We start from the raw sequence: 23,876 nt of genomic DNA, 5'->3' as shown, positions 1-23,876 counted from the left end.
GCTGGGGCTAAAAGCCCCGGTTTCAATATCGGCATCGGCCTTTCGGACCGCAAAAATCGCCGATCGGCGGATCCCGTTTTGAACCGCTTACTCGCTGTCGTCGCCGCGCGTGTCGGCGATGCCGAGCGCCTTGAGCTTGCGGTGCAGCGCGGAGCGCTCCATGCCGATGAACGTGGCAGTGCGCGAGATGTTGCCGGAGAAGCGGCGGATCTGCACCTTGAGATACTCCCGTTCGAACGTCTCGCGGGCTTCGCGAAGCGGCGTGCCCATGATCGCCTTCACCGCCTCGCCCGGGCTGAGACTGGCCTGCTCGTTGAGCAGTTCCGGCGGCAGCATGTCGATCTCGATCGATCCGACCCGCGCGCCCGGCGCCAGGATGATCGTGCGCTCGATCACGTTGCGCAGCTGGCGGACGTTGCCCGGCCAGTCATAGGCCTGCAGCGCGGCGACCGCGTCGCCCGAGAAGTTCGGCGTCTGCAGCCTCTGCTCCGCGGCATAGCGCGCCGCGAAGTGGGAGACGAGCTCGGGGATGTCCTCGCGGCGCTCGGCCAGCGCGGGCAGGTGCACGGGCACGACGTTGAGCCGGTAGAACAGATCCTCGCGGAAGCGCCCCCCGGCAATTTCTTCCGAGAGCGTACGGGCGGTCGACGATACGACCCGCATGTCGACCTTGACCACGCGCTGGCCGCCGACGCGCGTGAAGCTCTGGTCGGTGAGAACGCGCAGGATCTTCGCCTGGGCCGTCAGCGGCATGTCGGCGATCTCGTCGAGGAACAGGGTGCCGCCATGCGCCTGCTCGAGCAAGCCCGGACGGGCGAGTTCGCCACCCTCCTCGACTCCGAACAATTCCTCCTCGACCCGCTCCGGAGTCATGCGCGCGGCACTGACGACGATGAAGGGGCCCTGGGTGCGGTTGCTCCAGGCGTGGAGCAGGCGCGCCGCCACTTCCTTGCCGACGCCGGCGGGCCCGGTGATCAGGACGCGGCTGCCGGTTCCCGCCACCCGCTTGAGAGTCGCGCGGACGGCGTTGATCGCGATGCTCGATCCGGTGAGCTCGGTCTCCTGGCCGATCTGCGCGCGAAGCGTCGCGTTCTCGCGGCGCAGCCGGTCGGTCTCGGTCGCGCGTGCGACCAGATGCAGCAGATGCCCGGCCTCGAACGGCTTCTCGATGAAATCGACCGCGCCCTGGCGGATCGCGGCGACCGCGGTGTCGAGATTACCGTGTCCGGAAATCATCAGCACCGGCAAGGTCGGATCGCGCCGCTTGATCTCCTCCAGCAATTGCAGGCCGTCCAGCTTGGATCCCTGCAGCCAGACGTCGAGGAGGACCAGCGACGGCCGGCGCTCGGCGAGAGCGGCGAGCACGTCGGTGCTGTTCGCCGCCGTGCGCGTGGCATAGCCTTCATCCTCCAGAACCCCGGAGACGAGGTCCCTGATATCCTGTTCGTCGTCGACTATGAGTATGTCGAGGGCCATATCTAACCGTTTGCCGCCATGTCTCTGTGGTCATCATGTTCGCCCGCCCCGTCCAGGCGTGCGAGGGTTTCCGAGTCGAAGGCGAGCCGCACGATCGTGCCGCCGCCCGGGGCATCCTCGAAGGCGATGCTCCCAAAATGTTCTTCCACGATCTTCTTGACGATCGCGAGCCCGAGGCCGGTGCCCTTCACCCGCGTGGTCATATACGGCTCGGTGATCCGGCCGCGATCGGGCGGCAGGCCGATGCCGCTGTCCTGCACGTCGATGCAGACTCGCCCAGCGCCCTGCCGGATCGTCATCGCGATCGTCTCGGCCGCGCCGAGGCGACCTTCGTCATGCTTCTGCTGGATCGCCTCCACCGCATTCTTGACGACGTTGGTCAAAGCCTGGCCGAGCTGGCGGCGATCGCAGACGAGCAACGGTGCGGGGTCCGGCGCATCGAGGCTGAACGCGATGTCGGGATGGGCGACCTCGTGCAGGAACAAGGCGTGGCGCGCGATCTCGGCCAGGGATTCCTCCCGGAAGATCGGCTTGGGCATCCGCGCGAACGAGGAGAATTCATCGACCATCCGGCGCAGATCACCGACCTGGCGGACGATGGTTCCGGTCAGCTGCTCGAATGTCGCGCTGTCCGAGCTGATCTCCTTGCCGTAGCGGCGCTGCAGCCGTTCGGCGGCGAGCTGGATCGGAGTCAGCGGATTCTTGATCTCGTGAGCGATGCGGCGGGCGACGTCCGACCAGGCCGCACGGCGCTGATCGAGCAATTGTTCGGTGATGTCGTCGAAGGTGAGAACGTGGCCGCCTTCCACCCGGACGCGCTTCACCGCCAGCGTCCTCGGCTCGCCGGCGCTGGCGACCTGGATGATGTCCTCGCGCTCGCCGCCGTCGAGGAACTTGTTGAGCTCGGGAGCGAGCTCGTCGAGCGGCCGCCCGGCCGCCGCATCCTTGTCGGTCTTGAGCAAGGCCTCGGCCGAGCTGTTGGTGAGGCGCACGCTGCGCCCTGCGTCGACCGAGATCACACCGGCGCTGACACCGGAGAGCACGGCTTCCATGAACATCCGGCGGCTGTCGAGCTGCTCGTTGGCGGACACCAGCGCCCCCGTCTGTTCCTCCAGCCGGCGGGTCATCCGGTTGAACGCATTGCCGAGCGTGCCGACCTCGTCCCGCACCGTCGTCGCTGGGACGCGTGCGGAAAGATCGCCGGCCGTGACCCGCCCGGCCGCATCGACGAGTTCCGAGACCGGGCGCACCAGCCGGTCCGCGACCCGGAGCGCGATCCACACCGCGGCCCCGGTGATCAGCAACGAAACCAGCAGCAGGGCCGCGTTGAAGCGAAGCTGGAGGACGCGGGCGCGCGCGACCAGGCTGTTATAGGATTTTAGGACCTCCTCCGCGCGCTGGAGCTGGTCGACCATCGAGGAATCGTGGTCGCGCGCGGCATAGAGGTAGACGTCCTTGCCGAAGGCGAGCGGCGTGATCGCGCCGATCCGGTTCTTCTCGCGAACGACGACGCTGGGCGCGCCGGCCCGCAGGGGCGCGATCCGATCCGGGGTGACCAGTTTCTCGAGCTGGCGATCGTACGGATTGACGAGCGCGAGGGTCTGCACCCCCCGCTCCGGTGTCACCGTGACGATCAGGGCTTCGGAGAGGTTGCGGTAGAGCACCTGCTTACCGAACCCCTCCATGAACTCGAGGCTGTCGATCGGATATTCTTCGAGATAGCCGGCAAGGTCGAGGCTCATCGTGGTCGCTTCCTTTTGGACGCGATCCCGTTCCTGGGTGTAGGCTTGCTGGCCGAGCGCATTGGCATTCTCGATCATCGAACGCGCGCGCGGCGAGAACCAGAATTCGTTGCCGACCTGGAAGATCAGCGAGGCGAACACCACCACCATCAAAGTCGGCACCGCCGCGATCAGCGAGAAGATCGCGACCAGCCGGACGTGCAAGCGCCCCTTGCCGCCGATCGGAGAGCGCGCCGCACGGCGCATCGCGAAGCGCCGGGCGATCAGCACCATCAGCGCCATCGCGGGAACGAGATTGGCGACCAGCAGGGTTGCGACCACCGGCGGGGTGAGCAACCCCTGCTCGCCTTGCTGGGTGCTGATGATGAAGTAGCTGATCGTGACGATCGCGATCAGCACACCGCCGGTGAGCAGCTCGACGATCGGCAAAATGCGCCGACCGAAGGTCACCGCAAGCCGCCGCCGCCAGCGTGGCCTCGTCTCCCCGGGAATCGGCACTTCAGCGTTCACCCGGCAGGGCTACCACAACGTTGTGGCAAAAAGAACACAGTATCTGCGTTGAAACCTACCGCTCCACCGCAGGGTCGGAGGAACTGGTCGCAGGCGCGGATCAGGCCGCGGCCCTGCTCAGCCAGGGTGCATAGAATTCGCGCAGGGTCGCAAGCGCCCGGTTCGGGTCGGCTTCCTTGTTGAACGCGTTGCGGAATTCGGCCGAGCCGTGGAAGCCCCTGGTGTACCAGCCGATGTGCTTGCGGGCGACGTTGACTCCGATCACCGTGCCATAATGGTCGAGCATGTCGCGATATTGCGCGCAGATCACATCGAACTGTTCGTCGACGGAAGGATCCGGCCGGCCTTCGCCGGTCTCCAGCCAGTGCATCACCTGGCCGAGCAGCCAGGGACGACCATAAGCGCCGCGGCCGATCATCACCCCGTCGGCGCCCGACAGCGACAAGGCCGTCTCGACATCCTCAAGACTGCAGATGTCGCCATTGACGATCACCGGCAGCGACACCGCATCCTTGACCTTGCGCACGAACGCCCAGTCGGCCTCGCCCTTGTAGAGCTGGTTCCGGGTCCGGCCGTGCACGGTGATCATCCTGACGCCGAGATCCTCCGCGATGCGGGCGAGTTCGGGCGCATTGAGGCTGGAATGATCCCAGCCCATCCGCATTTTCAGGGTCACCGGCACGCTGACCGCCTTGACGGTGGCCTCGATGATCGACGCGGCGAGCTTCAGATCGCGCATCAGCGCCGATCCGGCATCGCCGTTGACCACCTTCTTGACCGGGCAGCCCATGTTGATGTCGATGATCGCCGCCCCGCGATCTTCATTGAGCTTCGCCGCTTCGGCCATCTCCGCCGGCGCGCAACCGGCCAGCTGCATCGACACCGGATCCTCGATCGGATCCCAGGCGGCCTTCTGCAGCGACTGGCGCGTTTCCCGGATCATCGCCTGACTGGCGATCATCTCGGTGACGGTAAGCCCGGCGCCGTAGCGCTTGACCATCTTGCGGAACGGCCGGTCGGTGACGCCGGTGAGGGGCGCCAGGACCACGGGCGTGTCGATCCGGACGGGACCGATGGAGATGGGCGACAGCTTCGGCATGGGAGCCCGCGAGATAGTGGCAAAGGTGCTGGCGGGCAAGATCGCGCTGCGTTAGGCAGCCGCCGATGAAGATGCGGGGCAAGACAGTCGCGTTGCTGGTCGCCGCCGGCAGCGGCACGCGGGCGGGCGGCGACCTTCCCAAGCAATATCGCCGGATTGCCGGCAAGCCGCTGATCGCCCACGCGATCGAGCATCTGGAGCATCCGGCGATTGACGCCGTTCGCGTCGTCATCGGCCCCGGCCAGCAGGCGCTGTTCACCGCCGCCGCTGGTGGCCGTGTCGCGGAGCCGCCGATCATCGGCGGCGCGGAGCGGCAGGATTCGGTGCGTCTCGGTCTCGAAGCGATCGCGGCCGCCGGCGGTGCCGAGATCGTGCTCATCCACGATGCCGCGCGCCCGTTTCTGCCCGCCAAGGTGATCGAGGCGGCGATCGAAGCCGCACGCCGCTGCGGCGGCGCGGTGCCGGTGCTGCCGGTCGTCGACACGCTGGCTCGATCGGGGGAGGTGCTCGGCGAGGTCGTGCCGCGCACCGGGCTCGTGCGGGTCCAAACCCCGCAGACCTTCCGCTTTCCCGACATTCTCGATGCGCACCGCGCGTGGAACAACGGCATTGCGACCGACGACGCCCAGATCGCCCGCGCGGCGGGGATCGAGGTTGCGGCCGTTGAAGGAGACACGATGCTCGATAAGCTCACCTATGAAGACGATTTCGCGCGGGCGGAGCAGCGCCTGTCCCGTCGTCTGACCAGCCGCACCGGCATGGGCTTCGACGTCCACGCCTTCGAAGCCGGCAGCGGCGTGTGGATGGGCGGGATCCTCATCCCGCACGGCAGGAAGCTCAAGGGCCACAGCGACGCCGACGTCGTCCTGCACGCGATCACCGATGCGCTGCTCGGAGCGATCGGCGCCGGGGACATCGGCCAGCATTTCCCGCCCTCCGATCCGCAGTGGCGCGGCGCAGCATCGTCGCGCTTCATCGAGCATGCGCATGGCTTGATCGAAGCGCGCGGCGGCCGGATCGATCATGTCGATGCAACGATCATCTGCGAGGCGCCGAAAGTCGGCCCGCACCGTGAGGCGATCCGGGCGTCCGTGGCCGCTTTGTTGCGGCTGCCGCCGGCGCGGGTTAGCATCAAGGCGACGACCACCGAGCGGCTCGGCTTCACCGGACGCGGCGAAGGCATTGCGGCACAGGCGATCGCGACCGTCAGCGTACCGGAGGAAGAGTAGATGAAGATCGTGATTGGCGCCGTGCTGCTTGCCGCAACCCAGGCGGCGACCGCCGCGCCGGCGCCGCCGTGCATGACCAAGGCCGAATTCACGGACTTGAGCCTGTTCGTCCTTCCCGCTCTGCTGGAAGGTGCGGCCAACAAATGTCAGGCGCTGCTGCCGCCCGACGCTTATCTGCCGACCGGCGGACGCGCCCTCGCTGCACGCCTTGCCGCCGAAAGCGATACCCACGCCGATGGAGCGACCACCGCCTTCGCGAAGTTCGGCGACGGCAAACTCCCGGACGGCATCAGCGGAGACACGGTCGGGCGCTTCGTGCGGGACATGGCCCGGACCGCACCGTTCAAGCAGATCAGCGCGAGAGAGTGCGCGCAGATCGACGAAGCCGCCGCCCTGCTCGCGCCGTTGCCGCCGCAGAATTTGGCCAATCTGGTGCGCCTGATCCTCATCGCCTCGAGCAAGAAGGACAAGAACCCGCCGGTCCGCTTCTGTCCGACGGAGGCGATGTGAGCGACCGCGAAGATTTCATCCTGCCCACCGAGCTGGTCGAGGCTGCGCGCAAGGTGATCGAGGCCAACCGTGCAGTCGGCAAGAGGATCGTGGTGGCGGAAAGCTGCACCGGCGGTCTCGTCTCCGCCGCGCTGACCGAAATTGCGGGATCGTCCGACGTGTTCGAGGGCGGAATCGTCACCTACTCGAACGAAGCGAAGATGGACCTGCTGCGTGTCGCCGAGGACGTGCTCGACACCTTCGGCGCCGTCTCGATCGCAACCGCCTGGGCAATGGCGCAGGGCGCGCTCGGCAAGACACGTGCGGATACGGCGGTGGCGATTACCGGCATTGCCGGGCCGGGCGGCGGCAGCGATCGCAAGCCGGTCGGCACCGTCGTGTTCGCGCGCGCCCGGCGCGGCGCCGATCCCAAGGAGATCGTCGCCGACACGAAGAATTTCGGCGATCTCGGCCGCGGCGGAATCCGCCGTCAGGCGGCGCTTTGCGCGTTCGAATTGTTGATGCCGGTGTCGCCGCCCTCAGGCTGATGCTGCTCTCCGCCCGGGCCGTACAGCTGATGGGCGCGCTCTTCGAACGCACCGATCATCCGGCGCAGGGCGCGATCGAACATCTGCCCGGCGAGGCTCTCGAAGATCCGCGAGCGGAAGGCGAAATCGACGCAGAAATCGATCTTGGTGCCGCCCTCCCCGTCCGGCTCGAAGCGCCAGTCGTTGTGCAGATATTTGAGCGGACCTTCGACATAGTCGATCTTGATCTCGTGCGGCCGCTGCTTGTGGACGCGGGAGGTGAAGCTTTCCTTGATCGCCTTGAAGCCGACCACGAGGTCGGCGACCATCACCGTCTCGCTGTCCGATCGGATGCGGGTGGCGGCGACCCAAGGCAGGAACTCCTGGTAGCGCTTCACGTCTGCGACCAGATCGAACATCTGTTCGGGCCGGTACGGAAGGCGGCGGGTTTCGGAATGACGAGGCATGTGCTGACCTAACGCCCGTCCGCCTCAACGTTTCCCGGCAAGCTTCGCTTCGCGCGCTGCCTTCATCTTCGCGAAGTCGTCGCCGGCATGGTAGCTCGACCGGGTCAGCGGCGAGGCCGCCACCAGCAGGAACCCCTTGGCCCGCGCGATCGCGGCGTAAGCGGAGAAGGCCTGCGGCGTGACGAACTCGATGACCTTGGCGTGGCGCGGGGTCGGCTGGAGATATTGGCCCATGGTCAGGAAATCGACGTCGGCCGAGCGCATGTCGTCCATCACCTGGTGAACTTCGAGCCGCTCCTCGCCAAGCCCCGTCATCAGCCCGGATTTGGTGAAGATGGTCGGATCGAGCCGCTTGACGCTCTCGAGAAGGCGCAGGGAGGCATAATAGCGCGCGCCCGGACGGATCGTCGGATAGAGCCGCGGCACGGTCTCGAGATTGTGGTTGTAGACGTCCGGCCGCGCCGCGACGATCGCCTCGATCGCCGCCTCCGGCTTGTTGCGGAAATCGGGGGTTAGAATCTCGATCGTGGTCGAAGGCGTGTTGCGGCGCAGCGCCTCGATCACCTTGACGAACTGGCTGGCGCCGCCGTCGGGAAGGTCGTCGCGATCGACCGAGGTGATCACGATATGCTCGAGGCCAAGCTCGGCGGCGGCGGTCGCGACATGCTCCGGCTCGAGCGGATCGACCATGCGCGGCATGCCCGTCTTGACGTTGCAGAAGGCGCAGGCGCGGGTGCAGGTGTCACCGAGGATCATCACCGTCGCGTGCTTCTTGGTCCAGCACTCGCCGATATTGGGGCACGCCGCCTCTTCGCAGACGGTGGCGAGATTGAGGCTGCGCATCAATTTCCGAGTCTCGCCGAAGCCGACGCTGGTCGGCGCCTTGACCCGGATCCAATCGGGTTTGCGAACCTTGCCCTCGGGCTTCGGGGCGATCGGCTGGGCGGAGGCGGGAAGAACGGCGTCGGTCATGCCGGCCAGATAGCGATCCCGGGCCCGACTTGCCACCCCTTCCCCTCCCCGGCTAACCGGCGTCAAACGGGAGGATAGACATGGCCGACTTCAATGCGCTGATCGAGGGTTACCGCGAGTTTCGGGAGACCGGATGGAGCCGCGAACGCGCGCGCTGGTCCGAGCTCGCCGAGGGGCAGAGCCCCGACGTGATGGTGATTGCCTGTTCCGACAGCCGGGTCGATCCCGCCACGATCTTCAACGCCAATCCGGGCGAGATGTTCGTGGTCCGCAACGTCGCCGCGCTGGTGCCCCCGTATCAGCCCGATTCCAACTATCACGGCGTGTCGGCCGCGCTCGAATTCGCGGTCACCCAGCTGCAGGTGCGCGAGATCGTGGTGATGGGGCATGGCTTCTGCGGCGGCTGCGATGCCGCGCTGACCCGCCGTTTCGACTCGGCTCGCGATGGCGAGGGCCACTTCATCGCACACTGGATCGATCTGCTGGACGACGCGCGCGACACCGTGCTCGCCCGCCACGACACGCTCGACCGCGAAGCCTTTCGCGACATGGAGATGGAAGGCGTGCGGATCTCGCTTCGCAACCTCAGAAGCTTCCCCTGGGTCCGCGAGCGCGAGGAAGACGGCCGCCTCAAGCTGCGCGGCGCCTTCTTCGCGATCAGCGACGGCATTCTCCACCTGCTCGACGAGGCAAGCGGCCGCTTCGCCCCTGCCTGATCAGGGCCGGGCGGGTTCCTGTCCGGCGACGCTCTTGCGGGCGCCATAGAGCAGATAGAGGACGATCCCGCCCGCATTCCAGATCAGGAAATAAAGCTGCGTCTTCTGCGGCAGGCTGACGAACAGATACAGGCAGCCGAGAATCGCGCCGAGTCCGACCACCCAGGGGAGCGGCGTTCGGAACTTGCGCACGGCGTCGGGCGCGCGGCGGCGCATGATCAGCATGCAGGCCGAGACCGCGATGAAAGCGGCGAGCGTACCGGCATTGGCGAGCGCGGCGATCTCGTCGAGCGGGAAGATCCCGGCGATGAGCCCGACGATCACCGCCGTGAAGATGGTGATGCGCACCGGTGTGCCCCGGCTCGACACGCGTGCGAGCGAAGGCGGCAGCAGCCGATCGCGCGCCATCACGAAGAAGATCCGGCTCTGGCCGTAGAAGAACGCCAGGATCACGGTCGGCAGCGCAATCACCGCCGACGCCGCAAGATATTTCGCCGCGCCGAATTGGCCGAGCTCTCGCAGGATCAGCGCGAGCGGCTCCGGGCTGTTGGTGAAGCGCGTATAAGCGAGCGCCCCGACCGCGGCCGCTGCCACGGCCATGTAGATGAAGATACAGGCGGCCATCGAACCGACGATGCCGATCGCCAGGTCTCGCGACGGGTTCTTGGTCTCCTCCGCCGCCGTGGCGATCGCGTCGAAGCCGTAGAATGCGAAGAAGATGATCGCCGCGGCCGCCATCACGCCGACTTCCGCGCCGGAGGGGCCGCTCTTGGGAAATCCGTGCGGCATGAACGGATGAAGATTGTCGGCGTCGAAATAGGGCAGAGCGACCGCGACGAAGACGATGAGGGCGATGATCTTCACCAGCACCAGAACAGCGTTGAGCGTCGCGCTTTCGCGTGTCCCGTAGATCAGCAGACCGGCGACGACGGCAATGATGAAGATTGCGGGCAGATTGACGATGCCGCCGAGCGCCGGACCCTGCGCGAGAGCCATCGGGTAGCCGAGCCAATCGTGAAGCAAGGGTGCGGCATAGCCCGACCACCCCACGGCGACCGTGCTCACCACGAGCGAATATTCCAGGATCAGGCTCCAGCCGACGATCCAGGCGACCAGTTCGCCGATCACGACGTAGGAATAGGTATAGGCGCTCCCCGACGCCGGGATCATCGTCGCCATCTCGGCATAGGCAAGCGCCGCGCAGGCGCAGATCAGGCCGGCGATCGCGAACGACAGGATGACCGATGGACCCGCCTTGGCGGCGCCGACGCCGATCAGCGTCAGGATGCCGGTGCCGACGATCGCGCCCACGCCAAGGGCGATAAGATGCGGCCAGCCGAAGCTTCGCTTGAGCCGATGCTCGGGCGCCATCTCATGATCGGCAAGCACCGTCTTGCGTGCATTCCAGTTCCTCACCTGCTCCCTCCGGTCTGTTGTGGCGCGGACAAGACCACGCGCGCCCCGCTTTGTGAAGGGCGTTCCGGCAAAGTCGATCGCACCGGTTGCAAGGGCGCCTTCGGGAATGCCAGAAGGTCTTGCCTGCCGCGGAGACGCCCCGACGATGAAGCCCCTGCCGCCCCTGCTCTCGGCCGCCTTGCTCGCCGGCTGCGCGGCGCAGGTCACCCACCCGACCAAGAGTGTCGCCGAGATGCAGATCGACATCGATCAATGCTCATCCGACGCAAAGCGCAAATATTGGATGGACCCGGTCGCAGCCCTGCTCAATGCGTATGACTGCCTCGAGGCGCGCGGTTACAAGCGAGGTCATGCGGATGTCGCTGCACGGGTTCAAAAGGCGGTCGCTGAAATTCCCACGACGCCCAAGGGTGCGGTTCCCTGCCGTATTCCGTGCCGCTCGGAGCGATGACCGGCCGCAGGGCTACATCACCGGGTTCGGGCCATCATCAGTAGATATAGCCTTCGCGCTCCAGAAATTCGCGCTCGCCGCCCGATCGGCGCGCGGCGGCCGGCTTGTGCGGACGGGGCTTCATCCGGGTAGCGCGAGGTCGCGGCGGCGGGGTGCGGACCTGTGGCGTCGTCCCCTTCGGCGTCTCGGCAGCCGGCGCGGTCCTGAGCAGGGACTTGCCGGTCAACGCCGCTGCGCGGATTTCGGCCGCCACCGCCGGGGGCACCAGCGATTCCTCGGGAAGGATCGGCTGGCTGCGCAGATCCGGTGCCTCGGCGATGGCTTCGCGCTCCGCAGCCGCTCTCGCTTCGGCAAGCTCGGATGCGCGGCCGGCAAGCGCCGCGAGGATGCCGCCGAGCACGGCCGCGACGATCCACCCGCTCCAGCCGAACACGAGGGCTCGCCGGCGCGGCGGCGGCGGCGCGGGCGGCGAGTAGGGCGCAAGCGCGATCTCCTGTTCGCGCACCCACTGGCGCCGATCGTAATCGGTGCGTCGATCGGGGTCGCGCAGGATGGCGAACGCCTGATTGATCTCGGCGGCACTGCCTTCCGCGGAGGAGCCGGCCAGATGATCGGGATGGTATTTCTTCATCAAGGCGCGGTACGCGGCCTCGATCACGACGCCTTCCGCCGCGGGCGAGACGTTCAGGATGTCGTAAAGGCTGCGCTTGGTCGCCATTGCGGTCTTCTTGCCGCAGAAAACCGCGCAGGACCAGCGGGTCCCGCATGCCTCAATGGCTTGCGCCGCCACCGCCGGTCCGCAGCCCGGCATATTTGCGCGTCAGATCGGGCAGGCTGTCCTGCACCCAGGCCGCCATCGCAACTTCCTCCCGAAGGGTCTCGCCGAGCAGAGCGGACGCGCTCGGAAATGCGCCGGTGTCGGCAAGCGCGATCAGCGACGTGTAGCTGGCGATCTCGTAATTTTCGAACGCGGCATTGACGAACTGGTTCTTCAGCACCTCGTCGGGTGCGACGACATGTCCCATCGCCGCCAGATTGCCCATGAACGACAAGGCCATGTCCTTGAGGCTGGAAGACCGCGTGCCGAGCGCGGCAAGGATGTCGTCGAGCCGGCGGATCTGCGCTTCGGTCTCGATCCGGTGGGCACGCAGCCGTTCAGCGATCTCCGGGTAGCGGACGAGGCGATCGAGCTGGCGGTCGATGAGGGCGAGTGCCTGCTGCTCGACGGCGTGAACATTCTGCAGGCCGGTGATGAAGATCGTGCGAATCTGGGAATTCGGCGCGCTGGCCATGTCGAAGCTCCGTAGCAGGGAGTTCCTTCAACGGCGAAATGCTGGTCAACGATCCCTCGTCCGCCCGATTGGTTAGGCGGCGACCTGATCCGGCGGAGACAGATGGGCTCTCAGCCGGTCGGGCGTGCGTGCCGCAAACATCAGGCCTGCGGACAGCCCCGCCCGCTTTCTCTCCCAGATGCGGCTGATATACTCGCCCGCCAGGGTTCCATCGGGCTGGAATTTCAGCGTGAGAAGGCCGCGGCGATCGCAATCCTCCGGTCGCCCTGTCGTGTACGTTACCTCGAAGACGAGATGGATCTCCTGGTCGTCGGGAACATAGTTGGAGGCGACGCTCCGGGCCGTGCCGCGCCGTGCCGACGCGGCGGGTGTTGCGGCCCCGCTCAGACCCGCCTCGAGCGAGTCCATGTCGGGGTACATGTGGACCTGATAGGCAAGCTCCCCATCGCGATCGAGCATGAACTCCATCAGGGCGACGTTTCTGTCGACGAACTTGATCGATTGATGCTCTCGGGTCGCGTAATACCATTTGCCCAGGATCTTGCGGTAGCGGAACCAAAGCATGATCCTTCGAGTGACGCTGAAGACCGCATACAGGCCGATCGCGGACAGGGCGGTGAGAAGCAGTTTCTCCGCAATGCTGTCCATCGAGGCGAAGAACGGGCTGAACACCGCAGTTATCGCCGCGACGAGCGACATCATCCACGCCGCCGCCGATGTGATCTCTGATCTCGTCATGGGCCCCCACCCCTGTTTCGTCAGCCGATATCGTGCCTCACCGCACGCAATTGCGCCAGCCGCTTTTCGCTGTCGCCGGCAGCGCCGCCAAGCAGGCTGCCGAGTGCCTCGAATACCCGCTCTCCCGCACCGGCGATCTCGCCGCCGTTTTGCGCGATGATCCCGCTCCACATCTTCGGATCGGAGGCGGCGAACTGGGTGACTGTCAGGAACGAGTTCGGCAGCAGGCGCTCGGCCAAGGCACGGTCGCTCTCCGGAAGGCTGCGAAAGGCATCGATCATCGCAAAGGAGAGGAGGTGCGGCAGATGCGAGATGAGCGCGAGAACATGGTCGTGCGCATCCGCATCGACGAGCACGACCTCGGCGCCCAGCCGCTCGATGAAGGTGCGCGCATTGGCGAGCGCCTCCGGATCCAGCCCGTCATAGGGCGTCAGCACGAACGGGCGGCGCGTGACGATGTCGGCCGATGCCTCTTCGGGTCCCGTGGTCGTGCCTCCCGAAAGCGGGTGCCCCGGGACGAAGCGCGGACTGCCCCCTTGCTGCCGGACGTCGCGGACGATGCCGCTTTTGATCGAGGCAACATCGACGACGATTGCGTTCGAGGACGCGTACGAAGCGACGTAGGACGCGATCTGATCCGGTGGGGTGCAGACGAAGATCAGATCGCAGTCCTCGAGATCGCCCGGCCCGGAGACCGGGACGATGCCGGCATGCCGTGCGCGGACCTGCGCGAGATGCCCTGCATCCGTGTCGTAGGCGACGATCTCGTCTACGGCGCCCGCCGCGATTGCCGCTTCGATCAGCGAAGCGCCGATGAGACCCGTTCCGACGATACCGAGCCTCACCGTGCGCCGCCCCTTTTCCCGCGTCAGCGCGTGAGCTTGCGGTAGGTCATCCGATGCGGCCGGTCAGCCTCCGGACCCATGCGACGGCGCTTGTCCTCCTCATAGGCTTCGAAATTGCCTTCGAACCATTCGACATGACTGTCGCCTTCGAAGGCCAGGATGTGAGTGGCGAGACGATCGAGGAAGAAGCGATCGTGGCTGATCACCACCGCGCAGCCGGCGAAATTCTCAAGCGCATCCTCGAGCGCGCGCAGGGTCTCGACGTCCAGGTCGTTGGTCGGCTCGTCGAGCAGCAGGACGTTGCCGCCCTCCTTCAGCATCTTGGCCATGTGGACTCGGTTGCGCTCACCGCCGGAGAGCTGGCCGACCTTCTTCTGCTGGTCGGAGCCGCGGAAGTTGAACGCGCCCACATAAGCGCGGGTCGCGACTTCGTGCTTGCCGAGCTTGAAGATGTCGAGCCCGCCCGAAATCTCCTCCCAGACGTTCTTCTTGGCGTCGAGCGCGTCGCGGCTCTGGTCGACATAGCCGAGATGGACGGTCTCGCCGATCCGGATCGAGCCTTCGTCGGGCTGCTCCTGGCCGGTGATGAGCTTGAACAAGGTCGACTTGCCGGCGCCGTTTGGGCCGATCACGCCGACGATGCCGCCCGGCGGCAGGGTGAAGTCCAGATTCTCGAACAGCAATTTGTCGCCATAAGCCTTGGTCAGGCCCTTGGCCTCGATCACCGTGCCGCCCAGGCGCTCGGGCACCTGGATGAGGATCTGGGCCTTGCCGGGCGAACGGTTCTCCTGCGATTCGACGAGTTCGTCGAACGCGCGGATACGGGCCTTGGATTTGGACTGACGGGCCTTCGGGGTGCGGCGGATCCAGTCCAGTTCCTCCTGGATCGCCTTTTGACGGCCCTCCTCCTCGCGCTCTTCCTGCTCGAGGCGCTTGGCCTTCTTCTCGAGATAGCCCGAATAATTGCTCTCGTAGATGTAATAGCGGCCCCGATCGAGCTCGAGCACCCAGTTGACGACGTTGTCGAGGAAGTAGCGATCGTGGGTGACGAGGATGACGTTGCCGGCGTAGTCGACGAGATGCTTCTCCAGCCACTGGACGCTTTCGGCGTCGAGGTGGTTGGTCGGCTCGTCGAGCAGCAGGATGTCCGGCTTCTCCAGCAGCAGCCGAGTGAGCGCGACGCGGCGCTTCTCGCCGCCCGAGAGGCTCTCGACAGAGGCATCGCCGGGCGGGCAGCGGAGCGCGTCCATCGCGATCTCGAGCTGGTTGTCGAGCGTCCAGCCGTCGACGGCGTCGATCTTCTCCTGAAGCTCGCCCATCTCGGTCATCAGCGCGTCGAAATCCGCATCGGCGGGCGGATCGGCCATGATCGTCGAAATCTCGTTGAAGCGGTCCATCATGTCGGCGACCGGGCGAACGCCGTCCATGACGTTCTCCTTCACCGTCTTGGTCGCATCGAGCTGCGGCTCCTGCTCCAGATAGCCGACACGGATGCCTTCGCCGGGCCATGCCTCGCCGGTATATTCCGTGTCGCGGCCGGCCATGATCTTCATCAAGGTCGACTTGCCCGAGCCGTTGGGGCCGATGATCGCGATCTTGGCGTCGGAATAGAATTGCAGGTTGATGTTGTTCAACACGGGCTTGGGGGCGCCCGGGAAGGTCTTGGTCATGTTCTTCATGACGAAGCTGTACTGTGCTGCCATGGCGGCGCTCGTCTCCGGATGATCTGATTGGAAATTCGAGCGCTTACCTAGTGGCTCGGGCGGGCTTTGGCAAACGCTCCGACGCGGCCGTCCTGCACCGCCGCGGACAAGCCCCTTGTGGCATGGGCTCGCCCTTGGCTATCGACACGGCCCATGAACAAGCAGCTCCTCCGCGCCGCCGCCCTCCCCCTCCTTGCGCTGATCGCGCCGGCCGCGGCTCCGGCCCAGAAGGCCGATCGCACCGAACGGCTGCGCGATGCCGCGCTGAAGGGGGACGAGGTCGCCTACGATATCGTCGAGGGGCTCACCACGGAGATCGGGCCGCGGCTCGCCGGCACGCCGCAGGAGGCACGTGCGCGGGAATGGGGCGTGCGCAAGTTGAAGAGCCTCGGCTTCTCGAATGTCCGTATCGAGACCTATCAGATGCCGGTCTGGGTGCGCGGTGAGGAGCGAGCCGAGATCGTCGCACCGTTCCCGCAAAAGCTTGCGGTCACCGCCCTCGGCAACAGCGGCGCCACCCCGGCGACCGGCCTCGACGCCGAAGTCGTCGGCTTCGACAGCCTCGCCGATCTGGAGGCGGCGCCCGCTGCCGCAGTACGCGGCAAGATCGTCTTCGTCAGCCACGGCATGACCGCGACGCAGGACGGCTCCCAATATGGCTATTACGGCGCAGCCCGGCGCACCGGCCCTTCGGTGGCAAGCCGCAAGGGCGCGGCAGCGATCGTGATCCGCTCGATCGGCACCGATCATCACCGCAATCCGCACACCGGCGTACAGATCTGGTCCGAAGGGGTGAGCCCGATCCCGGCGGGCGCGCTCAGCGTTCCCGACGCCGAGCAGCTCCAGCGTATCCTGAAGCGCGGCAAGAGGGTGACGATGCGGCTCACCCTCACCCCGCGCAACATCGGCATGCAGGAGGGCGGCAACGTCGTCGCCGAAGTCCCCGGCACCGATCCCAAGGCGGGCATCGTGCTGATCGGCGGCCACCTCGACAGCTGGGACCTCGGCACCGGCGCGATCGACAATGCCGCCGGCGTCGCGATCACCGCCGCCGCCGCGAAACGGATCATGGATGCAGGCCGCCCACGCCGCACCATCCGCGTCGTCTGGTTCGGCGCCGAGGAGGTCGGCGGCAATGGCGACCAGGCCTATCGCGCCGCCCACGGCAAGGAAAAGGTGGTGTTCGTCTCCGAGTCCGATTTCGGTGCGGATCGCGTCTGGCGGATGGATCCCGGATTCGCCCCGGTCAACGCCGCGCTTGCCGATCGGGTCGCCGCCGCGCTGGCGCCGCTCGGCATCGCCCGCAGTACGCAGGCGGCCAGCGGCGGCGCCGATCTCGGCGAATGGGTGCAGACGGGCGTCGCCGCGATCGACCTCCAGCAGGACGGCACCCGCTATTTCGATTATCACCACACCCCGGACGACACGCTCGACAAGGTGGATCCCGAGCAGCTTCGCCAGAATGTCGCTGCCTGGACCGCAATGCTCTCGGTGGTCGCGAACGCGCCGGAGGAGATCGTGCCGGCCAAGCCTGGTGCTCCGGCGCGCTGAGCCTCACTGCACCAGGATCCGGCCCTTCATGCCGAAAGTGCTGTGAAAGGCATGGCCGCAGCGTAGCGGATATTGTCCTCTCGCGGGCACCAGCGCGACCTCGACGCTCTCGTGCCCGCCGATCTCCACCCCGCCCCTGGCGATCCTGGTCCGATCCTGCGGTCGGATCGCGGCCGCGGCGAAGAACTCCTTCGCGGTGAAATCGTGACCGCCCGATCCGCTATTGGCGAGGTGCAGCAGGGTCGGCTGACCCGCCTTCAAGTTGATGGTGGCTGGCGAGAAGCGAAAACTCGAAAGATCGACCTCCACGCGCTGGGCATGGCTCCAGTCGGGCTCGGCCGCAGCGCTCGGATCGGCGGCGATCAGGACGGCTGCGATCGGCAGCGTCCAGGCGAAACGGAGGGTGGGTGCGATCATCGGACGCGCTCCTTTCGCAACCAAGTCTACGCCCGCGATGTTTGACTTCCAAGCCCCCGCCGGGCGACTTTCTGGTTAGCAGACCATTAGCTCAGTAAACTGATTTGCCACGCTTTTGTCGCCGGTCTAAGGGCGTTGGAACAAGGGGTTGCTTTGAGGTCCGTGATGAAGCGCGTGCGCTGGTGCTTTCTGCCGACCGCGGCCTTGTGCGCGGTCGCCACGATCGCTGCCCGCGCTGAAGCGAATGCCGGCGACGATCTCGCAGCGCTCAGCATCGAGGAACTCGCCCAGCTCGAAGTTCGCGCCGCGTCGAAGCAGGCGGAGCCCCTAAGCCGGGTGGCGACCTCGATGTTCGTCATCACCGACGACGACATCGTCCGATCCGGCGCCACCTCCTTGCCGGAAGCGCTGCGGCTCGCCCCCAATCTCCAGGTGCAGCGCAACAACGCCCGCGAATATGCGATCACCGCCCGCGGCTTCAACGGCGTCGAGACCGCGAACAAGCTGCTCGTCCAGATCGATGGCCGGACGATCTATACCCCGCTTCACTCCGGCGTGTTCTGGGAGCAGCATGCCCCCTTGCTTGAGGATCTCGAGCAGATCGAGGTGATCAGCGGCCCCGGCGGAACCCTCTACGGCCCCAATGCGGTGAACGGCGTCGTCAGCATCACCAGCAAGGATGCGCGCGAGACGACGGGCGGGCTCGCACGGGTGACCGCCGGCCCCGACGAGCAGACCTTCGCCCTGCGTTATGGCGCCGCGATCGGCAGCGACGGCGCCGTTCGCGTCTACGCGAACGGCTTCAACCGCGACGGCATGACCGCCGGCCCGGCAACCGGCGACGAAGGTGATTTCCGGGGCTGGCAGGCGGGCTTTCGCGCCGATCTCGGCTCCGCTGACTCTCAGGTCACGCTGCAGGGCGACATCTACGACAACGACATCAACCTGTTCCCGGGCGAGGGCAATCGCGGGCACAATCTGCTCGTCCGCTGGACCCGCGCCACCGGCAGCGAGTCCGCCGTCCGCGTGCAGGCCTATTACGACGATTTCACCCGAAAATATCTGCGCGCCGTCGACAAGCTGGAAACCTTCGACGTCGAATCCCAGTTCAACACCTCGCACGGCAGGCACGAACTGGTGGTCGGCGCGGGCCTGCGCACCACCAACGATCTCTTCGTCAACGATCTGAACGAATTCCGGCTCACCCCGCCAAGCAAGCGGCTGTGGGTCGGCAACGTCTTCCTGCAGGATCGGATCGCTGCGAGTGACGACCTCGATCTGATCGCGGGAGTGAAGCTCGAGCAATCCTCGTTCACCGGGCTGAAGTGGCTGCCCAACCTGCGCCTCGCCTGGCATCCCAGCGAACGGGCCCTGCTCTGGGCGGCGATTTCCCGCGCGGTGCGGACACCGTCACGTATCGATCGTGAACTCGAAAGTCTGCCGCTTCTCGCGACATCGCCGGATTTCCGGAGCGAGAAGCTGATCGCCTTCGAAACCGGCTATCGCGGCCAGCCCTGGGCTGGAAGCAGCCTTTCGCTGACCTTGTTCTACAATCGCTACGACGACATCCGCACGATAGAGTTCGCCCCCAATTTCCAGACCCCGATCCGGCTCGCCAACAGCCTGAAGGGCAGTTCCTGGGGCATCGAGGCATCGCTTACGCAGCAGATCCTCTCCTGGTGGCGCGGCAGCCTTGGGGTTTCGACGCTCGGCAAAAACTTCCGGCTCAAAAACGGGGCGATCGACATTTCGGATCGTGCCGCTTTGGGGATGGATCCGGATTATCAGCTGATCGCACGCTCGAGTATGGACCTTGGCGAACACGTGCAGTTCGACGTCGCGATGCGGGCGGTGGACGATAGCAACACCACCGGGCGCGGCGACTATGTCGAGGCGGATGCACGGCTCGGCTGGCGGGTCAGCGACGGGCTGGAACTGTTCGTCGCCGGCAGCAATCTCCTCCACGCCAGTCACATCGAGAGCAGCGACCTGCCCCGCGCGCTGAGAATCGAGCGAAACGTTCAGGCCGGGACTCGCGTTCGCTTCTGATGCCCGCCTGGCCATCTTCCCCTGCCCGCTCGCCGGAACTGCGCGGCCTGAGGCTCGCCGCGGCTGCCTTGCTGTGCGCGCTGTCCGGCGCGGCGCCGGCGCAGCCAAGCGACCTCGCGGTGAAGGCGGCGTTCCTGACCAAGTTCCCCGCCTACGTCACCTGGCCGGCATCGGCCCAGCCGGGCGCGGAGGCGCCTTTCGCTCTGTGCGTGATCGGGGACGATCCGTTCGGGCCGCGGCTCGACGCCGCCGCGCGCGGGCAGCAGGTCGACGGTCATGCCGTGCAGGTTCGCCGCCTCGGCAATGCGGCGGCGGCATCCGATTGCCGGATCGCGTTCGTTCAGGCGGCGACGCCGGCGGCGACCAGCGCCGTCCTGGACGCGCTTGCCGACAAGCCGATCCTGACCGTGACCGATCGCGGCGCGGCGCAGGGCATGGTCCATTTCGAGATTGCCGAAGGCCGCGTCCGCTTTCGGATCGACGAAGCGGCCGCGCGGAAAAGCGGCCTGGAGATCAACTCGCGCTTGCTCGCGATCGCATTGAGCGTGAAGAGAGGACCGTGATGTTCCGCTTCGCTCGCTTCGCCAGGCGCTGGCCGAAAGTTCCGGTCGCGGCGGCGTTGATGGCGCTGGTGCTGCTCGCCGTCGGCCTCGCCGTCATCTTCCAGAGCGACCGCGCCTACGGGCTGCAGAAGATCGAGGAAACGCGGGTCCAGGCCGAAATTCTCGCCGCCAGCGTCACTCCGGCGCTCGACTTCGGCGACGCCGCGACGGCACGCGAAGCGGCGAATGCGCTGGGCGTCAATCCGCAGATCGCCGCCGCAGGCATCTACAATCGCGACGGCAGCCGCCTGGCGGGGTTCGAACGCCAGCCCGGCGCGCTTCCCGCGCGCCTCGCCGGCGACTGGGCGCTCGGCGGCAGGCTCGTCCAGGTGGTCGTTCCGGTGGTGCGCGAGCGGGAGACGATCGGCAGCGTCTACCTCTCCTCGGTGCGCGAGCCGACCCTTCGCCGCCTCGCCCGGTACAGCGTCGTCGGCCTGCTGGTGATCATGGCGGTGCTGGTGGTGCTCGTGCTCGGCTTCACCCAGGTCGCTCTGCGCCGCGCCAATTGGGAGCTGGAGGCGCGGGCCGACGCCCTCTCCGCCGCTTATGCCGAGCTCCAGGTCCAGGTCGAGGAACGCACCCGCGCCGAGGACCAGCTGCGCCAATCGCAGAAGATGCAGGCACTCGGGCAGCTGACCGGCGGCATCGCCCATGATTTCAACAACCTGCTGACCGTCATTCAAGGCTCGGCCGACATGCTCCGCCGTCCCGGCCTCGCCGAAGCGCGGCGGGTCCGCTATGCCGAAGCGATCGTCCAGACCGCCGGCCGGGCGGCGGCGCTGACCAGCCAGCTGCTCGCCTTTGCCCGCCGCCAGCCGCTGCGCGCGGAGGTCATAGACCTGAACCAGCACCTGGAAGGCATGGCCGATCTGCTCGATCGCACGCTCGGCGAGCGGGTGAAGGTGGAGATCGCGGTGACGCCGGGCCTTTGCCCGATCGAGGCCGATCCCGCCCAGCTCGAATCCGCGATCCTCAATATCGCCGTCAATGCCCGGGATGCGATGCCGGACGGCGGCACCCTCACCCTGCGCACCGCCCAGGCGGAGCCGCTCGAAGACGGCCGCACCGCGGTGGCGCTCGCGGTCAGCGACACCGGCAGCGGCATCCCGGCCGACGTGCTCGCCCGCGTGTTCGAGCCCTTCTTCACCACCAAGGATGTCGGGCGCGGCACCGGCCTCGGCCTCAGCCAGGTATACGGCTTCGCCGCGCAGTCCGGCGGCATCGCCACGCTCGACAGCGAGGTCGGCGTCGGCACGACCGTCACCCTCGTCCTCCCCTGCACCGCCCGCGACTGCCTCGTTCCTGCGGCGGCTGCGCCCGAGCGCGCGCGCAGCGGCCGGACTGGCACGATCCTCGTCGTCGACGACAATGACGAGGTCGGTCTCTTCGCGGAGACGCTGCTGACCGAACTCGGCCACGAGGTGGTCCGCGCCTCCAGCGGCGCCCAGGCGATCGAGCGGCTCGGCCAGCGCCGCTTCGACATCGTCTTCACCGATGTCGTCATGCCCGGGATGAGCGGGCTCGAACTCGCCGCCAGGGCGCAGCAGATCGCGCCGGCGTCGGCAGTGATCCTCACCACCGGCTATAGCGACGAAATCACCCGCACCGGCACCAACGGCCTGCCGGTCGTATTCAAGCCCTACCGGCTCGACACGCTCGCGGAGATGATCGACGGCGCGCTGGCCGCCGGTGCAACGGCCTCCGGTTGACGGTGGACGCAGGATCGTGGCCTCCACCGGTTCCCGCAGAGAAGGATGTCGCGCGTCGCGACCTGGTGACGCCCGCTGCGGCGGAGCGTGCGGCGCCTGAGATGCCGATGCGTGCCACCGGATGGCGCCACCGCGCGTTAAGGGTAAAGACCGCGATGGAGGTGCCGGTGGAACGGTTTCTGGCGATTGCGCTGCTTGGCTTGGCGATCTCCGCGTGCGGCAATGCCGCGCCGGCGACGGCGGCAAACGGAACATGCTGGCTTGACGCAATGTCCGACGCGGAGAAGCGCGCGCTCGTGCTCGATTATGCGGAAGTGCAGAACAGCCGGGGCCGCGCCGAGGCCGATGCCTGGGCGCAGGAGCAGAAAACGCGATATGAAGAGCGTGCGGCGGCCGACGGCGCATGCGCGCCCGCCGGCCAGGGACAAGGCGCCGCACTTTCGGAGCGAACGAGGGCAGCTGGCCGAGAGGATGCGGCCGACCCCGAGGAGCCGCAGATCCTCAACGATGAGGGCAAGCCGTGCAAGCGGATCGAGCTCGAAAACCAGAACGTGCCGAACGTCGGCGGCTCGATGGGCTGGGCGCTGATCCCGGTCTGCAAGGACTGAGACGGCGCGACGCGTCGCCACGCCCCGCCTATGTCTAACCGAGCGTCCCGGCCCGGCCGACAACTCGCCAGGGAGATTACTATCGGACAACTTGATCGTACTCTCGGGCGTATCGAAATCACGCCTGGGAGCGTGCCGCGCGGCCTTGGTGCCCCGGAACTATCATTAACCTAGGTTGTTCGGTTTCTATCGCCGGCCATTTTTTAGCAGGCCCCGGCGGCTGAGAGACGCGTCCGGTATTCGTGCTCCCGCTTGCCGATAGGGGTGCCACCATGATTGCCGGCTACAGGACATCGTTCGGGGCGTTCCTCGATAAGCTCACCGGTCGATCCCGCCTTGAAGCAGGAGATTGCGAGGCAATCCTCGATCTCCCCGGTGAAGCCGTGCAGGTGCAATGTAACCGCGATTTCGTGCGGCCTGGGGAACGAGTCGATCATGCCTGTCTGATCGTCGACGGACTGGTTGGCCGCTTCGGCCAGAATAGCGACGGCAACCGCCAGATCACCGCCCTGCACATCGGCGGCGACATGGCCGATCTTCATTCGGTAGTGGTGCCCGGCTCGGCAACAGCGCTGCAGGCGCTCGCCGTCACCACCATCCTGCGCGTGCCGCACGAGGCGCTGCGCAGGCTCGCCCGGGATCGGCCCGCCATCGCCGAGGCCTTCTGGCGCGAATGCGTGATCGACGGGGCGATATTGTCCGAATGGGTGGTCAATGTCGGCCGTCGGGACGCGCGCACGCGGACCGCGCATCTGCTGTGCGAGATGGCGATCCGCTGCCGAGCCGGCGTGCTAGGGCGACGCTTCAGCTTCGGCTTTCCGGTCACCCAGAACCACCTCGCCGACATGCTCGCTTTGACCCCGGTGCACGTCAACCGCATGCTGAAATGCCTGCGCGAGGAAGGCGCCGCGGACCTTCGCGGCAAGACCGCCCACGTTCTCGATTGGCAATTGCTCGCCGACATTGGCGATTTCGATCCCTCCTACCTCCAGATCGGCACCGCACCCGCCAAGTCCGCACACCCCTCCCGCCTAGCCCGCACCGCCTGACCCCTAATGCGGGGACATCATACTCATTAGCGAACAGCCTCCCCGGGCGGCGTTGCAAGCCTCTGACAAGCGGGCCCTTTCCAATGAGTATAGTGTCCCCGTTTGAAGGCCGCGGTCGGCATTCGGGGGGCGAGTCGCTGTCGCGGAGCCCCGGACGACGCCTTCGACAGGCGGACGCGGGACGGCTATCGTCTGCGGCGTGCGCGTCGGGAAAGGGCC

The 23,876-nt window shown here is 66.7% G+C and carries 24 protein-coding genes; 11 read left to right on the top strand and 13 right to left on the bottom strand.

Annotated features, from left to right (window positions below; genetic code table 11):
* Positions 1-87: 87 nt before the first annotated feature.
* The 3 genes from ETR14_RS24270 to dusB all read right to left on the bottom strand — a co-directional run bounded on the left by ETR14_RS24270 (position 88) and on the right by dusB (position 4,827).
* Positions 88-1,476, bottom strand: a complete 1,389-nt coding sequence (locus ETR14_RS24270) for a sigma-54 dependent transcriptional regulator (protein WP_129390138.1) — start codon at positions 1,474-1,476, stop codon at positions 88-90.
* A 2-nt stretch (positions 1,477-1,478) separates the two neighbouring features.
* Positions 1,479-3,728 carry an ATP-binding protein gene (locus tag ETR14_RS24265; RefSeq protein WP_243455671.1) on the bottom strand — a complete coding sequence of 750 codons (2,250 nt, stop codon included), beginning with the start codon at positions 3,726-3,728 and terminating at the stop codon, positions 1,479-1,481.
* A gap of 100 nt (positions 3,729-3,828) precedes the next feature.
* On the bottom strand, positions 3,829-4,827 hold the full coding sequence (dusB, locus tag ETR14_RS24260; protein WP_129390135.1) for a tRNA dihydrouridine synthase DusB: 999 nt from the start codon (positions 4,825-4,827) through the stop codon (positions 3,829-3,831).
* 65 nt (positions 4,828-4,892) lie between these two features.
* Here dusB and ETR14_RS24255 point away from each other — a divergent pair, with 65 nt between their 5' ends.
* Genes ETR14_RS24255 through ETR14_RS29435 form a run of 3 tightly spaced genes read left to right on the top strand, consistent with a single transcriptional unit; the run spans position 4,893 to position 7,093 of the window.
* Entirely contained in the window at positions 4,893-6,056 is a 1,164-nt protein-coding gene (locus ETR14_RS24255) for a bifunctional 2-C-methyl-D-erythritol 4-phosphate cytidylyltransferase/2-C-methyl-D-erythritol 2,4-cyclodiphosphate synthase (RefSeq protein ID WP_371416731.1), read from the top strand.
* The gene (locus tag ETR14_RS29440) at positions 6,057-6,566 is read left to right on the top strand and encodes a hypothetical protein (RefSeq protein WP_243455670.1); all 510 of its coding nucleotides are present in this window, start codon (positions 6,057-6,059) and stop codon (positions 6,564-6,566) included.
* The gene (locus ETR14_RS29435) at positions 6,563-7,093 is read left to right on the top strand and encodes a CinA family protein (RefSeq protein ID WP_243455669.1); all 531 of its coding nucleotides are present in this window, start codon (positions 6,563-6,565) and stop codon (positions 7,091-7,093) included. The genes ETR14_RS29440 and ETR14_RS29435 overlap by 4 nt, the downstream gene beginning before the upstream one ends.
* On the opposite strand, the gene ETR14_RS24245 is transcribed toward ETR14_RS29435, so the two are convergent.
* A complete protein-coding gene (locus ETR14_RS24245) occupies positions 7,036-7,539 on the bottom strand; it encodes a type II toxin-antitoxin system RatA family toxin (RefSeq protein WP_129390129.1) in 504 nt (167 codons plus the stop codon). The two genes, ETR14_RS29435 and ETR14_RS24245, sit on opposite strands and share 58 nt — an antisense overlap.
* Before the next feature lie 24 nt (positions 7,540-7,563).
* Positions 7,564-8,511, bottom strand: a complete 948-nt coding sequence (lipA, locus tag ETR14_RS24240; RefSeq protein ID WP_129392349.1) for a lipoyl synthase — start codon at positions 8,509-8,511, stop codon at positions 7,564-7,566.
* 80 nt (positions 8,512-8,591) lie between these two features.
* Between lipA and ETR14_RS24235 the strand changes: the two genes are divergently transcribed.
* Complete coding sequence (locus ETR14_RS24235) at positions 8,592-9,227, top strand: carbonic anhydrase (protein ID WP_129390126.1); 636 nt, start codon at positions 8,592-8,594, stop codon at positions 9,225-9,227.
* Here the strand turns inward: ETR14_RS24235 and ETR14_RS24230 are convergent, their stop codons facing one another.
* Positions 9,228-10,598 (bottom strand): amino acid permease, encoded by a 1,371-nt coding sequence (locus ETR14_RS24230; RefSeq protein WP_129392346.1) that lies wholly within the window; start codon positions 10,596-10,598, stop codon positions 9,228-9,230.
* Positions 10,599-10,788: 190 nt separating this feature from the next.
* On the opposite strand from ETR14_RS24230, the gene ETR14_RS24225 reads away from it, so the two are divergent.
* Complete coding sequence (locus tag ETR14_RS24225) at positions 10,789-11,094, top strand: hypothetical protein (protein WP_129390123.1); 306 nt, start codon at positions 10,789-10,791, stop codon at positions 11,092-11,094.
* Positions 11,095-11,131: 37 nt separating this feature from the next.
* Here the strand turns inward: ETR14_RS24225 and ETR14_RS24220 are convergent, their stop codons facing one another.
* The 5 genes from ETR14_RS24220 to ettA all read right to left on the bottom strand — a co-directional run bounded on the left by ETR14_RS24220 (position 11,132) and on the right by ettA (position 15,672).
* Complete coding sequence (locus ETR14_RS24220) at positions 11,132-11,812, bottom strand: DnaJ domain-containing protein (RefSeq protein ID WP_165356601.1); 681 nt, start codon at positions 11,810-11,812, stop codon at positions 11,132-11,134.
* A 52-nt stretch (positions 11,813-11,864) separates the two neighbouring features.
* Positions 11,865-12,386 carry a ferritin-like domain-containing protein gene (locus tag ETR14_RS24215; protein ID WP_129390117.1) on the bottom strand — a complete coding sequence of 174 codons (522 nt, stop codon included), beginning with the start codon at positions 12,384-12,386 and terminating at the stop codon, positions 11,865-11,867.
* A 72-nt stretch (positions 12,387-12,458) separates the two neighbouring features.
* Positions 12,459-13,088: a hypothetical protein gene (locus tag ETR14_RS24210; protein ID WP_129390114.1), complete on the bottom strand. Its 630-nt coding sequence runs from the start codon at positions 13,086-13,088 to the stop codon at positions 12,459-12,461.
* Positions 13,089-13,144: 56 nt separating this feature from the next.
* Positions 13,145-13,969, bottom strand: a complete 825-nt coding sequence (locus ETR14_RS24205) for a prephenate dehydrogenase/arogenate dehydrogenase family protein (RefSeq protein ID WP_165356600.1) — start codon at positions 13,967-13,969, stop codon at positions 13,145-13,147.
* Positions 13,970-13,992: 23 nt separating this feature from the next.
* Positions 13,993-15,672 carry an energy-dependent translational throttle protein EttA gene (gene ettA, locus ETR14_RS24200; protein WP_129390108.1) on the bottom strand — a complete coding sequence of 560 codons (1,680 nt, stop codon included), beginning with the start codon at positions 15,670-15,672 and terminating at the stop codon, positions 13,993-13,995.
* A gap of 153 nt (positions 15,673-15,825) precedes the next feature.
* Between ettA and ETR14_RS24195 the strand changes: the two genes are divergently transcribed.
* Entirely contained in the window at positions 15,826-17,223 is a 1,398-nt protein-coding gene (locus tag ETR14_RS24195; RefSeq protein ID WP_129390105.1) for a M20/M25/M40 family metallo-hydrolase, read from the top strand.
* Positions 17,224-17,226: 3 nt separating this feature from the next.
* Here ETR14_RS24195 and ETR14_RS24190 read toward each other — a convergent pair whose 3' ends face one another.
* A complete protein-coding gene (locus ETR14_RS24190) occupies positions 17,227-17,640 on the bottom strand; it encodes a cupredoxin domain-containing protein (protein WP_129390103.1) in 414 nt (137 codons plus the stop codon).
* A 165-nt stretch (positions 17,641-17,805) separates the two neighbouring features.
* On the opposite strand from ETR14_RS24190, the gene ETR14_RS24185 reads away from it, so the two are divergent.
* The 4 genes from ETR14_RS24185 to ETR14_RS24170 all read left to right on the top strand — a co-directional run bounded on the left by ETR14_RS24185 (position 17,806) and on the right by ETR14_RS24170 (position 22,608).
* The gene (locus ETR14_RS24185) at positions 17,806-19,689 is read left to right on the top strand and encodes a TonB-dependent siderophore receptor (protein ID WP_129390100.1); all 1,884 of its coding nucleotides are present in this window, start codon (positions 17,806-17,808) and stop codon (positions 19,687-19,689) included.
* Complete coding sequence (locus ETR14_RS24180) at positions 19,689-20,252, top strand: YfiR family protein (protein ID WP_129390097.1); 564 nt, start codon at positions 19,689-19,691, stop codon at positions 20,250-20,252. The genes ETR14_RS24185 and ETR14_RS24180 overlap by 1 nt, the downstream gene beginning before the upstream one ends.
* The gene (locus ETR14_RS24175; protein ID WP_129390094.1) at positions 20,252-22,000 is read left to right on the top strand and encodes an ATP-binding protein; all 1,749 of its coding nucleotides are present in this window, start codon (positions 20,252-20,254) and stop codon (positions 21,998-22,000) included. The genes ETR14_RS24180 and ETR14_RS24175 overlap by 1 nt, the downstream gene beginning before the upstream one ends.
* Before the next feature lie 167 nt (positions 22,001-22,167).
* Entirely contained in the window at positions 22,168-22,608 is a 441-nt protein-coding gene (locus tag ETR14_RS24170; protein WP_129390091.1) for a hypothetical protein, read from the top strand.
* 203 nt (positions 22,609-22,811) lie between these two features.
* On the opposite strand, the gene ETR14_RS29430 is transcribed toward ETR14_RS24170, so the two are convergent.
* On the bottom strand, positions 22,812-23,150 hold the full coding sequence (locus ETR14_RS29430; protein ID WP_243455668.1) for a hypothetical protein: 339 nt from the start codon (positions 23,148-23,150) through the stop codon (positions 22,812-22,814).
* Here ETR14_RS29430 and ETR14_RS24165 point away from each other — a divergent pair.
* Positions 23,052-23,657, top strand: a complete 606-nt coding sequence (locus ETR14_RS24165) for a Crp/Fnr family transcriptional regulator (RefSeq protein ID WP_371416838.1) — start codon at positions 23,052-23,054, stop codon at positions 23,655-23,657. The two genes, ETR14_RS29430 and ETR14_RS24165, sit on opposite strands and share 99 nt — an antisense overlap.
* The last annotated feature ends 219 nt before the right edge of the window (positions 23,658-23,876 follow it).

Source organism: Sphingosinicella sp. BN140058 (assembly GCF_004135585.1).
Classification (GTDB): Bacteria; Pseudomonadota; Alphaproteobacteria; order Sphingomonadales; family Sphingomonadaceae; genus Allosphingosinicella.
The sequence above is the reverse complement of the archived record's forward strand: the minus strand, read 5'-3'. Positions and strand labels throughout refer to the sequence as shown.